This window comes from Thermomonas fusca DSM 15424, assembly GCF_000423885.1.
GTDB classification, from domain to species: domain Bacteria; phylum Pseudomonadota; class Gammaproteobacteria; order Xanthomonadales; family Xanthomonadaceae; genus Thermomonas; species Thermomonas fusca.
In genome coordinates this window covers 15,535-29,162 of record NZ_KE384102.1, presented here as the reverse complement: position 1 = coordinate 29,162, position 13,628 = coordinate 15,535, and the positions used below count along the sequence as shown (strand labels likewise).

The 13,628-nt window shown below is 71.6% G+C and carries 13 protein-coding genes; 11 read left to right on the top strand and 2 right to left on the bottom strand.

Translation table 11 applies throughout. From position 1 onward, the window contains the following. Positions 1–41 precede the first annotated feature (41 nt). The gene (hslV, locus tag G582_RS0114365) at positions 42–593 is read right to left on the bottom strand and encodes an ATP-dependent protease subunit HslV (RefSeq protein WP_028840409.1); all 552 of its coding nucleotides are present in this window, start codon (positions 591–593) and stop codon (positions 42–44) included. 65 nt (positions 594–658) lie between these two features. On the opposite strand from hslV, the gene G582_RS0114360 reads away from it, so the two are divergent. After that, positions 659–1,441 (top strand): glycosyltransferase, encoded by a 783-nt coding sequence (locus tag G582_RS0114360; RefSeq protein WP_028840408.1) that lies wholly within the window; start codon positions 659–661, stop codon positions 1,439–1,441. Beyond that, positions 1,438–2,193, top strand: coding sequence for a glycosyltransferase family protein (locus G582_RS16930; RefSeq protein WP_051247340.1), 756 nt, complete (start codon positions 1,438–1,440; stop codon positions 2,191–2,193). Before G582_RS0114360 ends, G582_RS16930 begins: the two co-directional genes overlap by 4 nt. A gap of 20 nt (positions 2,194–2,213) precedes the next feature. Here the strand turns inward: G582_RS16930 and xerC are convergent, their stop codons facing one another. Beyond that, positions 2,214–3,080, bottom strand: coding sequence for a tyrosine recombinase XerC (xerC, locus tag G582_RS0114350; RefSeq protein WP_051247338.1), 867 nt, complete (start codon positions 3,078–3,080; stop codon positions 2,214–2,216). Positions 3,081–3,181: 101 nt separating this feature from the next. On the opposite strand from xerC, the gene G582_RS0114345 reads away from it, so the two are divergent. The 9 genes from G582_RS0114345 (at position 3,182) to G582_RS0114305 (ending at position 13,607) form a co-directional block, all read left to right on the top strand. Then, positions 3,182–4,378 (top strand): EAL domain-containing response regulator, encoded by a 1,197-nt coding sequence (locus G582_RS0114345; protein ID WP_028840406.1) that lies wholly within the window; start codon positions 3,182–3,184, stop codon positions 4,376–4,378. Between the two features lie 45 nt (positions 4,379–4,423). After that, complete coding sequence (locus G582_RS17330) at positions 4,424–7,345, top strand: ATP-binding protein (RefSeq protein ID WP_051247336.1); 2,922 nt, start codon at positions 4,424–4,426, stop codon at positions 7,343–7,345. Positions 7,346–7,417: 72 nt separating this feature from the next. Further along, on the top strand, positions 7,418–7,891 hold the full coding sequence (locus tag G582_RS0114335) for a SixA phosphatase family protein (RefSeq protein WP_028840405.1): 474 nt from the start codon (positions 7,418–7,420) through the stop codon (positions 7,889–7,891). A 24-nt stretch (positions 7,892–7,915) separates the two neighbouring features. Next, positions 7,916–9,901: a phospholipase D family protein gene (locus tag G582_RS0114330; protein WP_051247334.1), complete on the top strand. Its 1,986-nt coding sequence runs from the start codon at positions 7,916–7,918 to the stop codon at positions 9,899–9,901. Positions 9,902–9,995: 94 nt separating this feature from the next. Then, positions 9,996–10,604, top strand: a complete 609-nt coding sequence (locus G582_RS16920; RefSeq protein WP_051247332.1) for a YkvA family protein — start codon at positions 9,996–9,998, stop codon at positions 10,602–10,604. Positions 10,605–10,609: 5 nt separating this feature from the next. Continuing rightward, positions 10,610–11,053, top strand: a complete 444-nt coding sequence (locus G582_RS0114320) for a hotdog fold thioesterase (RefSeq protein WP_051247329.1) — start codon at positions 10,610–10,612, stop codon at positions 11,051–11,053. A gap of 132 nt (positions 11,054–11,185) precedes the next feature. Further along, on the top strand, positions 11,186–11,923 hold the full coding sequence (locus tag G582_RS0114315; RefSeq protein ID WP_028840402.1) for a lysophospholipid acyltransferase family protein: 738 nt from the start codon (positions 11,186–11,188) through the stop codon (positions 11,921–11,923). 9 nt (positions 11,924–11,932) lie between these two features. Further along, a complete protein-coding gene (locus G582_RS16915) occupies positions 11,933–12,964 on the top strand; it encodes a YheT family hydrolase (protein WP_051247328.1) in 1,032 nt (343 codons plus the stop codon). 31 nt (positions 12,965–12,995) lie between these two features. Next, positions 12,996–13,607, top strand: a complete 612-nt coding sequence (locus tag G582_RS0114305; protein ID WP_028840401.1) for a YbhB/YbcL family Raf kinase inhibitor-like protein — start codon at positions 12,996–12,998, stop codon at positions 13,605–13,607. Positions 13,608–13,628 lie beyond the last annotated feature (21 nt).

Sequence of the window (13,628 nt, the reverse complement as noted above, 5' to 3'; positions counted from 1 at the left end):
GGTCGCCCCCGGCACAGCGCCGGGTGAGTGGATCGCAGGCGCTACAGCGTCTCGACCACGATGTTGCGGTTGGTGTAGATGCAGATGTCGCCGGCGATGCCCAGCGCTTCGGTGGCGATGGTTTTTGCATCCAGTTCGGTGTGCGCCAGCAGCGCGCGCGCCGCGGACAGCGCGTACATACCGCCGGAACCGATGGCGATCAGGCCGTCTTCCGGCTCGATCACGTCGCCGGTGCCGGAAATCACCAGCGAGGTATCGGCATCGGCCACCGCCAGCAGCGCCTCGAGCTTGCCGAAGCGGCGCTCGGTGCGCCAATCCTTGGCCATCTCCACCGCCGCGCGGGTCAACTGGCCATGCTTCTCCAGCTTGGCTTCGAACAGCTCGAACAGGGTGAACGCATCCGCCGCGGCACCGGCGAAACCGGCCAGCACGCGGCCGTCCTTGCCCAGCCGGCGCACCTTGCGCGCGTTGGCCTTCATCACCGTGTGGCCCAGCGTCACCTGGCCGTCGCCGGCAATCACCACCTGGCCGTTGCGGCGCACCGAACAGATGGTGGTGGCGTGGAACACGTTGGGGTTCTGGCTGGGATCCATCGTTTTCTCCGTTGAACCGGCTATCTGGGGGCGCGCGCCCCGGCTTCAAGCAGGATGGAAGGGCCATGGCGCCACCGCTGGTCAGCATCGCGATGCCGATCTTCAACACCGAACGTTTCCTGCCAGCGGCGCTGGACAGCCTGCTGGCGCAGACCTGTAGCGACTGGGAAGCGCTGCTGTGGGACGACGGCAGCAGCGACGGCAGCGCCCGGATCGCCGCCGATTACGCCGCGCGCGATCCGCGCTTCCGCCTGCTGGGCGACGGCCGCAACCATGGCCAGGCGGCGGCGCTGGCGACGGCGCTGGCGCAGGCGCGCGGCGCCTACCTCGGCACCCTCGACAGTGACGACGCGCTGGAGCCGCAGGCACTGGCGGCGATGCTGGCATTGCTGCAGGCGCAGCCGGCGCTGGGCATGGGCTATTCGCAGTACGTGGAAATCGACGAGGCAGGCAACGTGCTGGGGCCGGGCCGGCGCAGCCTGACGCCCTACTCGCCGGCGGGCCTGCTGGTGGAGTTCATGACTTTCCAGTTCCGGCTGGTGCGCGCGGACGCCTATCGCGCGGTGGGTGGCTTCGACCCGGCGGCCGCCTATGCCGAGGACTACGACCTGTGCCTGCGCCTGTCCGAGCGCTACCCGGTCGGCCACCTGCCGCAGCCCCTGTACCGCTACCGCATCCGCCGCGGCTCGATCTCGCAGTCCAGCCGCCTGCGCCAGGTGCAGGCCAGCTTCGCCGCCGCCCAGCGCGCGCTGCGGCGGCGCGGTCTTGATCGGGAACAGGCGCTGTCGCTGGGCCTCCGCGCCCGCCACGTGCTGCGGCCGAAGGCCATCGCGGTGCCGGCACCGTGACCGCGTCGATCAGCGTACTGCTGCCGCTGCGCAGCGCGACGCCTTTCCTCGGCCCAGCATTGGCCAGCCTGCAGGCGCAGGCCTTCGACGGCTGGCGTGGCGTGTTGTGTCCGGTGGGGGAAGCTGCCAGTGCGCTGGCGGCGCGGGTGGCCGCCGCGGATCCGCGCTTTTGCGTCGGGCCGGCGGGTGCGAGCGAAGTCGCCGCGCTGGCGTTGGCCGCGGATGGCATCGACAGCGAATACCTGTGCGTGCTGGACCCCGACGATGCATTGGCGCCGGCTGCGCTGGCCGGCTTGCACGCCACGCTGGCCTGGCGGCCCGACGCGGGAATGGCCTACAGCCGGCACGTGCTGATGGATGCAGGCGGGCGCGTGCTCGGCCCCGGGCCGCTGTGCGAGCTGCCGTATTCGCCGGAGGCGCTGCTGCTGGACTGGATGACCGGGCCGCTGCGGCTGCTGCGCACCGCCGCCTACCGGCGTGCCGGCGGCTATACCGACGCCCATCCCGATGCCGCCGACTACGACCTGTGCCTGCGGCTGTCGGAAATTTGTGCGGTGGTACACGTGCCGCAGCCGCTGTACCTGCGCCGCATCCATGCCGCCGCGCCGGAAGTGGCGCGTTGGGCGGAAGGTATCGAAGCGCGCTATGCGGCCTTCGTCGCGGCGGTACGGCGGCGCGGGCTGGATGCGCATTACGACACCGCGCTGCAGGTGGACAGCTGGCACATCCTGCAGCCGCTGCCGGCTCAATGATCGACATCAAAGCCGCCGGTTCAGGATTTGCGCTTGGCGCGCGGATGGGCGGCGTCGTAGACCTTGGCGAGGTGCTGGAAATCCAGGTGGGTGTATATCTGGGTGGTGGCGATGTCGGCGTGCCCCAGCAGTTCCTGCACGCCGCGCAGGTCGCCCGACGATTCCAGCACGTGGCTGGCGAAGCTGTGCCGCAGCAGATGCGGATGGATGCGCTTGAACATGCCCTGGCGCAGCGCCAGCTGCTTGATCCGCAGCTGGATGGCGCGCGCGCTGATCCGGGCGCCGCCGCGGCCGGGGAACACGAAGCCGGCGCCGCTGCCGGCCGACGCCTCACGCCAGTCCAGCAGCGCGCGGCGCGCGTGCGAACCCACTGGGACGATGCGCTGCTTGCTGCCCTTGCCCAGCACGGTGACCAGCCCGGCCTCGAAGTCCAGGTCGCCCCAGCGCAGCATGCAGACCTCGGACAGGCGCAGCCCGGACGAATAGAACAGCTCCAGCAGCGCGCGGTCGCGCAGGCCCAGCGGCGCGTCGGTGGGCAGCTGCACCAGCTGCACCGCCTCGTCCACGTCCAGCACCTGCGGCAGCTTGCGCGGCGGCTTCGGCGCGCGCACGCCCTCGGCCGGGCTGGCCGGTAGCCGGCCCTGCTTCAGCAGCCAGCGATACAGGCTGCGGCAGGCGGACAGCCGCCGCTGCAGCGATTTCGGCGACAGCCCGCGGCGGTGTTCGGCGGCGACGAAGGCGCGCAGGTCGTTGCCATCCAGCGCCAGCAGGTCGCGGCCGTTCGCCCAGCCGGCCAGCGCGGCGAGGTCGCGGCGGTAGGCGTCCAGGGTGTGCGCCGAACTCTGCCGTTCGACTGCCAGATGGGCCAGGAAGTCAGCGATGACCATGGGTCGAGTGTAAGCGCCCCGGGCTGGTGCGACCGCCCACTCCCAAGACCCCACATGCTGCGGTAGGCTTGCCGCTCACCGCATGCATCCGGGGAGAGGGCATGGACTGGTCGGAACTGCAGGTGATGGTGGTCGAGGATCACGGCTTCCAGCGCCGCATCGCGCTGCGCCTGCTGGCGGAGCTGGGCGTCGAACGCGCGCTGGAAGGCGCCGACGGGCTGGATGCGCTGGACCTGCTGCGCCGGCAGCCGGCGCCGCCCGACGTGGTGCTGGTGGACCTGGACATGCCCGGCATGGACGGCATCGAATGCATCGGCCAGATCGCGCAGGAGCGGCTGGCGCGCGCGGTGGTGGTGGTCAGCGCGCTCGATCCGGCGCTGCTGCATACCGTGCAGACGATGGCCCGCGCCTACGGGCTGCGGGTGCTGGGCAGCGTGGAGAAGCCGCTGACCCGCGACAAGCTTGAGGAAGTGCTGGTGCGGTTCGGCGACCACGTCGGCGAACAGCATGACGAAAGCGAGGCGGACTTCACCGTGCCGGCGTTGCTGGAAGCGCTGGGCAACGGCGAGATCGTGCCGTGGTTCCAGCCGCAGGTGGAGTTCGGCAACGGCAAGGTGGTGGGGGTGGAGGCGCTGGCGCGCTGGGAACGCCCCGACGGCAGCGTGGTGCGGCCGGTGCTGTTCGTGCCGCTGCTGGAGCGCGAAGGCCGCGCCGACGCGCTCACCGAACGCATGCTGGACGAGGGTTGCCGCTGGCTGCAGCGCTGGAGCCGCGACGGCATGCGGTTGAAGCTGTCGGTCAACGTCTCGCCGCTGGCGCTGGCGGATCCGGCGGCTGCCGATCGCTACCAGGCCATCGTCGAAAGCCATGCGGTCAGCCCGGAAGACGTGGTGCTGGAAATCACCGAGAGTTCGGTGATGACCGACGCCGCGCGCGGGCTGGGGGTGCTGGCGCGGCTGCGGCTGAAGGGCTTCGGCCTGTCGATCGACGACTTCGGCACCGGCTATTCCTCGCTGGCGCAGCTGGCGCAGGTGCCGTTCACCGAACTCAAGGTCGACAAGGAATTCGTGTTTTCCGCGCATTCGCAGCCGCGCAAGCGGGCGGTGGTGGAGGCCAGCCTGGATCTTGCACGCAAGCTCAACCTGACCACGGTGGCGGAAGGCGTGGAAACCGTGGAGGACTGGCAGCTGCTGGCCGAGTTGGGCTGCAACATCGCCCAGGGCTGGCTGATCGGGCGGCCGGTGCCGGGCAGCGAGTTGCCGGCGGCGATCGCGCGCTGGCGCCGCCCGGTGCTGTGACTGTGGCCGTCGGTCGCCGCTCCGGCCCGAACGCCCGCTGACGCCGTGCGCCTGGACCTGTCCCGCCTCGGCATCCGCCACCAGCTGTTGGGGCTGTTCGGGCTGTTCCTGCTCACCGGCGCGCTGGTGGTGACGGTGGACGAGGTCGGCCAGCACTACGCGCAGCGTTCGATGGAGGCGATGCGCGACGACGTGCTGGTGGGCATGCGCCGGATCCGCCGGCTGGCCGACGCCTACGGCACGGAGATGGTGGGCGTCACCTTCCGCACCCGCAATTACCTGATCGACTGGGACCAGGCCGGGCAGCGGATCGGGCAGGCGCAGGCGACGATGGATCGCGAGTGGCGCGCGCTGCAGGCGATGCCGCTGGACGACGAAAGCCGTGCGCTGCTGGAACAGGCACTGCGCGCGCGCCCGCGCGCCGACAAGGCCGCCGCCAGCCTGCGCACGATCCTGCACCAGCGCGACATCCTCGCGCTGGGCCGTTTTGCCGACCGCGAGCTGTACCCGGCGGTGGACCCGTTGGTGCAGCGGCTGGAGCGCATAGCCACGCGCAGCCAGACGCGCGCCGACATGCTGACGCAGAGCGCGCTGGAACACGGGATCTGGGTCAGCCGGGTGCGGATCGGGCTGTCGCTGGCCTGCTTCCTGCTGGCGCTGCTGTTCGGCCGCCGCATCCTGCGCGACGGCTACCGCGGCGTCGAAAGCCTGACCTGGCTGGCGCGGCGGATGACCCAGAACGACTACACCGCGCAGCCGCGTTACCTGCCGCGCGGCGAGCTGGGCGAGGTGATGGACAGCTTCCTCGGCATGCGCGACCACGTGCATCGGATCGAGGGCCAGCTGACCGAACAGCTGAGCCGGATCGACCGTGCGCGGGTGGCGCTGGAGCGGCGCGAACAGTTCCAGCGGCTGCTGCTGGAGGCCGCGCAGACGGCGATCATCGCGGTCGATGAGGACGGCGTGTTCTCGCAGGTCAATCCGTTCGCGGAAAAGCTGCTGGGCTGGCCGGCCGGTTCGCTGCTGGGGCGCGAGAAGCTTGACGTGGTGCTGGACCCGGAGGCGCTGGGGGCGCTGGCGCGCTCGCTCAGCGAAGCCTACGGCCGCACCGTGCCGCCGGACTGGACGGCGCTGCGCGAGCTGGCCCGGCACCGCGAGCCGCCGCGCGAGTTCGCCCTGCGCCACCAGCGCGGCCGCACCCTGCCGGTGCTGCTGGCGCTGTCGGCGATGCGCGACGACACCGGCGCGATGGTCGGGCTGCTGGCGGTAGGCACCGACCTGACCATGCAGAAGCGGCTGGAACGCGCGCTGCGCGACAGCGAGACGCGCGCGCGCGAAGCCAGCCACGCCAAGAGCGCGTTCCTGGCGGCGATGAGCCACGAGATCCGCACCCCGATGATCGGCGTCACCGGGATGATCGAAATCCTCGGCCACACCCACCTGGACGCGGAACAGCGGCGTTCGCTGGGCATCATCCAGGCTTCGGCGGAAACCCTGCTGCGGATCATTGGCGACATCCTCGACTTCTCCAAGATCGAGGCCGGCAAGATGGAAATCGAGCCGGTGCCGACCTCGCTGCCGGAGTTGGTGCGCAGCGTCGCCGCCAGCTTCTCCGGCTCGGCCTCCAGCAAGGGCCTGGTATTGGACAGCCAGGTCGATCCGCAGGTGGCGCCGGCGCACCGCGCCGACCCGGTGCGGCTGCGGCAGGTGATGGGCAACTTCCTGTCCAACGCGATCAAGTTCACCGATCACGGCATGGTGACCGTGGCGGTGAAGCTCCTGCGCCACGCACCGGCCGAAGGCACGCTGGGCACCGACCTGCTGGAGCTGAGCGTCACCGACACCGGCATCGGCATCAGCGAACAGGCGCAGGCGCGGCTGTTCAAGCCGTTCTCGCAGGCGGAGGTGGACACCACCCGCCGGTTCGGCGGCACCGGCCTGGGGCTGGCGATCAGCCGCCGCATCGCCGAGCTGATGGGCGGCCACATCGAAATGGAATCGGCGCCCGGCAAGGGCACCACCATGCGCCTGAAGCTGGAGCTGGCGCGGGCACCGGCGGACCAACTGCCGGAGCTGACCCTGCCGGGTCGGCATGCGCCCGGCTTCGTGCCGCGGCCGCTGCCGGCGTTGGAGGAAGCGGAGGCGGAGCGCAGTCTGGTGCTGCTGGTCGACGACCATGCCACCAATCGACTGGTGATCCAGCGCCAGCTGTCGTTGGCGGGCTACGCCTCGGAAACCGCCGAAGACGGGATCGAGGGGTTGGAGCGCTGGCGCAGCGGGCGCTATGCGCTGCTGCTCAGCGACGTCCACATGCCACGCATTGACGGCTACCAGCTGGCGCGCACGATTCGCGCCGAAGAGCTCGGCCGCGGCCTGCCGCGCACGCCGATCGTGGCACTGACCGCCTCGGCGCTGAAGGGCGAGGCCGAGCGCTGCCTGGGCGCGGGCATGGACGACTACCTGACCAAGCCGGTGGGCATCGCCAGCCTCGGCGTCTGCCTGCAGCGCTGGCTGCCACATACCGCCAATGGCTCGCCTGCGTCGCTGTTGCCGCCGGTCGCGCCAGCAGCGGGGATCGATGCCGCACCGCCGCCGTCACCGCCGGCCGCGAGCGAGGCGGAGGAGAACGAAACCGTGCTGGCCACGGGCGTGCTGCGGGAGTTGGCCGGCGACCGCCCGGACGACATCCGCGCGCTGCTGGAAGACTATCTGCGCTGCACCCGCGACGACATGGAGGCGCTGGAGCGGCTGCGCGAAGCCGGTGACCTGCCGGCGCTGGCGACCCAGGCCCATCGGCTGAAGGGCGCGGCGCGGCTGGTCGGCGCGGTCGAGCTGGCGGAGGCGGCTGCGGCGCTGGAAAACGCGTTGCGCGGCGGTGCCCGCGAGCGGCTGGCGGCGCTGGAGGACGCCCTGCACGCCGCCCACTGGCGGCTGCGCGATCAGGTCGCCCGGCAGTATCCCGGATAAGCCGATCCGATCGGCCGGCGGCGGTGTACCCTGCCTGCAACCGGCCGCCGCGGCCGAGGAAGGACCCTTCAGATGCGCGAATTGATCCTGCTCCGCCATGCCCACGCCGATGCCGCTGCAGCCGGCCAGGACGACCTGCAGCGCCCGCTGTCGGCGGCCGGTCTCGTCGAGGCGCAGGCGGCCGGCGACTGGCTGCGCGAGCATGCCCTGCAGCCCGACCGGGTGCTGTGTTCGAGCGCCGCGCGCACCCGCCAGACCCTGGCCGCGCTGGGCGAGCTGGGCTGCACCGACGTGCGCGAGGAGGCGGCGATCTACGACGCCAGCCCGGGTACCCTGATCGCGCTGGCCGATGCCCACCGCGACGCGCGCCGGCTGCTGCTGGTCGGCCACAACCCCGGCCTGGAACAGCTGGCGGCGCTGCTGCACAGCGGCCAGTCCGGCGACTACCGCGGCATGCCGCCGGGCGGGGTCGCGGTGCTGGAATTCCCGGTCGATGCGGCGATCGAGCCCGGCGTGGCGCGGCTGTCGCGCTTCTGGTGGCCGTGAGCCCGGCCGCAGAGCCGTGAGCCGATGAGTCGCCGCCGCCCCGGCCGCGCGCTGGCGGGGCTGCTGGCCCTGCTGCTGGCCGGCTGCGCCACGCTGTCGCCGCAGCAGCGCAGCGCCGCCGCCGAAGTCGCGGTCAGCGCGCGCAGCACCCGGGTGGACTGCGCGCGCGCCGACGCCTGCGCGCTGCCGTCGCCACTGCTGGCGATGGCGCGCGACACCCTGGCCGCCTCCACCACGGCGGCACCGCGGCATCGCGCGCTGATCCTCGACAACGCCCCCGACGCGCTGCTGGTGCGGATCCACCTGATCCGCGCCGCCCGTCACAGCATCGGCCTGCAGACCTACATCTTCGACGAGGACGATTCCGCCCAGCTGGTGCTGGACGAGCTGCAGGCGGCGGCGTTCCGCGGCGTCAAGGTGCGCATCCTGATCGACCAGTTGGCGGCACTGCGCAAGGTGGAGACGCTGGCAGCGCTGACCTCCCTGCACGCCAACCTGGAGCTGCGCGTCTACAACCCGGTGCTGGACCGCGCGCGGCTGTCGCTGCCGATGTACGCGGTGGCGGCGGCCTGTTGCTGGGGTCAACTCAACCGGCGCATGCACAACAAACTGCTGGTGGTGGACGATGCGGTCGGCATCGTCGGCGGGCGCAACTACCAGGACGACTATTACGACTGGGGCGACGAGTTCAATTTCCGCGACCGCGACCTGCTGCTGGCCGGGCCGGCGGTGGCCGACATGGCGGCGAACTTCCAGGCGTTCTGGGCATCGAAGCGCAGCGTGCCGGCGGAGCAGCTGGGCGACGTGGCCCGCTACCTGCGCGAGCACGGCCCGCCGCCGGCGCCGCACCACGTCTTTCACAACCCGGCGCGGGTGCGCGCACTGCTGGCCGAGGTGGCGGACGACGATGTGCTGCGCGCGCGCTTCGTGGCACCGGCGCTGCCGGTGCAGGGGGTGGCGTTCCTTGCCGACCTGCCCGCCAAGCACGGCCGGGACGGCGCCGTGGCGGTGGCCGATGCCGCTGCCGGGACTGCCGTCAATCCTGCGTCGGATACCAGCCACGGCCTGCGCGGGCTGATCGCCGGCGCCGAGCGCGAAATCCTGCTGCAGACCCCGTACCTGGTGCTGTCGAAGCCGGCGCAGGCGCTGTTCCGCGAACTGCGGCAGCGGCCGCAGCCGCCGCGCGTGCTGGTCTCGACCAACAGCCTGGCCTCCACCGACGCCTTCATCGCCTACGCGCTGTCCTACAAGTACAAGCGCCGCTACCTGCGCGACTTCGGTTTCGAGATCCACGAATTCAAGCCGTTCCCGGCCGATGCGCCGTTCGAGCTGGGCGCCACCGGCGCCGGCCTGGCCCACGTCGACCTGCCCGCACCTGCGCCGGCGGTACCGGTGCGTACCCGCGCCAGCAGCCTGCGCGAACGCCAGCTGGCCGAGCGCGGGCTGCGCAGCGAGCCGGCCAGCGAGGCCGGGCGGCCGTCGCCGTTCGCCTCTTCCGGTGGCCTGCCGGTGCGACTCAAGCGCGCCGGCCTGCGCATGGGCATGCATGCCAAGTCGCTGGTGATCGACGGCCGCGTCGGCGTGGTCGGCACCCACAACTTCGACCCGCGCGGCGACAGGCTGAACACCGAGAGCGCGGTGGTGATCGCCGATCCCGGCTTCGCCGCGGCGCTGGCCGCCAGCATCCGCCGCGACATGGCCCCGGCCAACGCGTGGACCATCGGCCGCCGCGACGACGCGCCGATCTTTTCCGGCATCGAATACAACCTGTCGAAGCTGTCCGAGCGGATGCCGGTGTTCGACCTGTGGCCGTACAAGTACGCCACCAGTTATGACTACGTGCCGGGCCCGGACTGCCCGCCGAAGCTGGAGCCGCCGTCGCCGTTCGCGCTGGAATTCCGCCGCTGCAACCAGCCGGTCGGCGATTTTCCGGAGGTCGACATCGGCCTGAAATGGCTGGGCGTCCGCGCGTTCACCGCGTTCGGTTCGGGGCTCTCGCCGATCCTGTGAGCGCGGCGCAGGCGGCCGTGACGGATGGCGATTGACGCGCCCGCGCGCGCGTCCTAGTCTGCCAAACTCATTTTCATTGCCTTCCGGGGCCCACATGTCGATCACCCTGAACTTCGAGCTCAACGACCACGATCTGGCCCATTTCCAGGCGGCAGCCGAGCGTTCCCGCAAGGCGGTGGAAGGCAAGAGCGCCGAGGAAATCGTGGCTGCGGCGGTCGCGCTGCTGGACGACGCGCAGAAGTCCCAACTGCCGGACTTCATCCGCCAGCGCCTGCTGCGTCTGGACGACATGATCGCGATGGTGCGTGACCAGGCCTGGGCGATGCCCGACGCCGACTGCCAGCGGGTGCTGTCGGCGCTGGCGTATTTCGCCGACCCGAACGACATCATCCCGGACGCCGTGCAGGTGCTCGGTTTCCTCGACGACGCGGTGATGATCGAGTTGTCGGTGCGCGAGCTGGCGCACGAGCTGGATGCCTACGACGACTTCTGCGACTACCGCGCCCGCGAAGCCAAGCGCCTCGGCACCGACCCGGCCACGCTTGGACGCACCGACTGGCTGGACAGCCGCCGCGAAGAGCTGCTGGAGCGCATGCACACGCGCCGCGAGCGCGACTTCGGCGTAGGCTACGGCCGCAGCAGCGGCTACGGGCGCGAGTCCTACATCCGCGCCTGGCGCCCCGGCGTGTTCACGGTGCGCTGAGCCGCATGGCCGCGGGTGATTTCGCCTGGCCGCATGGCACCTCCCTTGCGGTGCTGAACGCGCGCTCCGCCGGGACGCTGATGGAAGCGCTCGGGATCGTCTTCACCGAACTGGGCGACGGCTACCTGCGCGCCACCATGCCGGTGGATGCGCGCACCCACCAGCCCTACGGCCTGCTGCACGGCGGCGCCTCGGTGGCGCTGGCGGAAACCCTGGGCAGCAGCGCCGGCGCGCTGCTGGCCGGCGGCAGCGCGGTGGTGGGGCTGGAGATCAACGCCAACCACCTGCGCGCGGTGCGCGAAGGCACCGTCACCGGCACCACCCGTCCCGTCCACATCGGCCGCAGCACCCAGGTGTGGGAGATCCACATCGAGGACGAGGATGGCCGGCCGGTCTGCATCAGCCGGATCACCCTGGCGGTGCTGCCGCAGCCGCCGGCTTCCGCCTAACGGTGCGCGGTAGGGCGGTGGCTGCGCGGGCTGTCCGTCCCGCGACACGCGCCGGCAGCTGACGCAAATGCCGGCATTGCCGGATCCGCCCTTACACTTGTCGCCTTTCCCCCGGCGCCCCCACCGTCGCCCATGCGCGCGTTCCGTTATTGCTACCGCCTGCCGCTGTTCGCCTGGCACGTCCTGATCCACTTGCCCATCACCCTGCTGCTGATGGCCCTCGGCAACGGCGGGCCGCTGTCGCACGGCATCCTGCGCTGGTGGGCGGGCGGCTTGCTGCGCGTGTTCGGCATGCGTGTGCAGCGCATCGGCACGCCACTGCCGGGCGGCACCCTGTTCGTGGCCAACCATGTCAGCTGGATCGACATCATTGCCCTGCACTCGCAGCACATGATGGGCTTCATCGCCAAGTCGGAAATCCGCCGCTGGCCGGTGGTGGGCTGGGTCACCACCCATGCCGAAACCATCTTCCTGCAGCGCGGCAACGGCGATTCGCTGGGGCTGGTGATGGCCGAGATGGCGCAGCGCCTGCGCGCCGGCCGCGCGGTGGCGGCGTTCCCCGAGGGCGGCACCCGCGACGGCCGCGAACTCGGCGCCTTCCATGCGCGCATCTTCACCGCTGCGGTGGAGGCCGATGCGCCGGTGCAGCCGGTGGCGCTGTGCTACGGCGCGCGCTGCGAGGCGCAGCCGATCGTCGCGTTTGCCCCGCGCGAGCATTTCATCGGCAATCTGGTGCGCCTGCTCGGCGAACCGTCGCGGCCGCTGCGGGTGTGCTTCATGCCGCCGATCCTGCCGGGCGAACACGAGGGCCGCCGCGGCATCGCCCGGGTGGCGCGCGAGCGCGTCCTGCGCGCGATGTCCGAGGCCTGAGGCGGGCGCATGCCGTTGCTGCCCTCCACCTTCGATCCGCCGGCCTGGCTGCGCAATCCGCATATGCAGTCGGTGCTCGCCGCCAGCCCGCTGCGGGAGGCGCGGGCGCGCCGACGCCTGCAGCAGGTTCGCGCGCGCCATGACGCGCTGGTGCTGGATGCCGGCGACGGCGTGCGCCTGCAGGGCGTCGCCAGCCTGCCGGAGGCCGCGGCGCCGCGCGCGCTGGCGCTGCTGCTGCATGGCTGGGAAGGCAGCGCCGAATCCAGCTACATGCAGTTGACCGCGGCGCGCCTGCTGCAGGCGGGCTTCGCGGTGTTCCGGCTGGACTTCCGCGACCACGGCGACAGCCATCACCTCAACGAAGGCCTGTTCCATTCCAATCGCCTTGATGAGGTGGTGGGCGCGGCACGCGCGCTGGCCGACCGCTGGCCGGCGCTGCCGCTGGTCGCCGCCGGCTATTCGCTGGGCGGCAACTTCGCGCTGCGCCTGGCCCTGCATGCGCCTGCCGCAGGGGTACCGCTGCGGCGGGTGGCGGCCGTGTGTCCGCTGCTGGACCCGGCGCGGACCATGGATGCGATGGAAGCCGGGCCGGCGTTCTACATGCGCCACTTCGAGTACAAATGGCGGCGTTCGCTGGCGCGCAAGCGGGCGCTTTTCCCGCAAGCGCATACCTTCGGCGACGAGGTGCTGCGCCTGCGCATGCGCGCGCTGACCGCATGGATGGTGGCGCACAACACCGGCTTCCCGCATCTGGACGCGTACTTCGACGGCTATTCCGTCGCCAGCGACCGCCTGCAGGCGCTGCCGGTGCCGGCCGACGTGCTGATGGCGGAGGACGATCCGGTGATCCCGGCCGACGAGTTCCGTCGCATCGCCGGCTATCCCAACATCGCGCTGGAGCTGGCGCCGCACGGCGGCCACTGCGGCTTCATCGAGGGCGTGACGCTGGACGGCTACGCGGAGCGCTGGGTGGCCGCGAAGCTGGCTGCCGCCGCGGGCATCGACGCTGTGCAGGCGGCGCCGGCGCGGCCGCCGTCCTAGAATCGGCGAACGTTGCCAGCGAGGAATCCCGATGCGCATCCACAGCGACAGCTTCCAGCACCGCCAGCCGATCCCGGCCGAATTCGCGCTGGGCGCGCGCGACGGCAAGGACGGCTTCGGCGGCAACCGCAATCCGCACCTGGCCTGGGACGACGCGCCCGCCGGCACCCGCTCGTTCGTGCTGCTGTGCATCGACACCGATGCCCCCACCGACGGCGCGCTGGTGGCCGATGCCGCCACCCCGATCCCGGTGGCGCATCCGCGCGGCGACTTCGTGCATTGGGCGGTGGCGGACATCCCCGCGGATGTCCGCGAGATGGCTGCCGGCAGCTGCAGTGACGGATTCACCGCGAAGGGCAAGCCGGCCGGTCGCGCCGGCGGCGGCGTGCGCGGGCTGAACGACTACACCGGCTGGTTCGCCGGCGATGCCGCCATGGGCGGGCGCTACTTCGGTTACGACGGCCCCTATCCGCCGGCGCACGACCTGCGCACGCATCGCTACTTCTTCCGTGTGTTCGCGCTCGACGTGCCCAGCCTGGGCCTCGCCGACGGCTTCACGGCCGGCGATGCGCTGCGCGCCATGCAGGGACACGTGCTGGCCGAGGCGGCGCTGTACGGGACCTACAGCCTGCAGCCGGGCTGACGCCCGCCGGCGCGGCGGCGC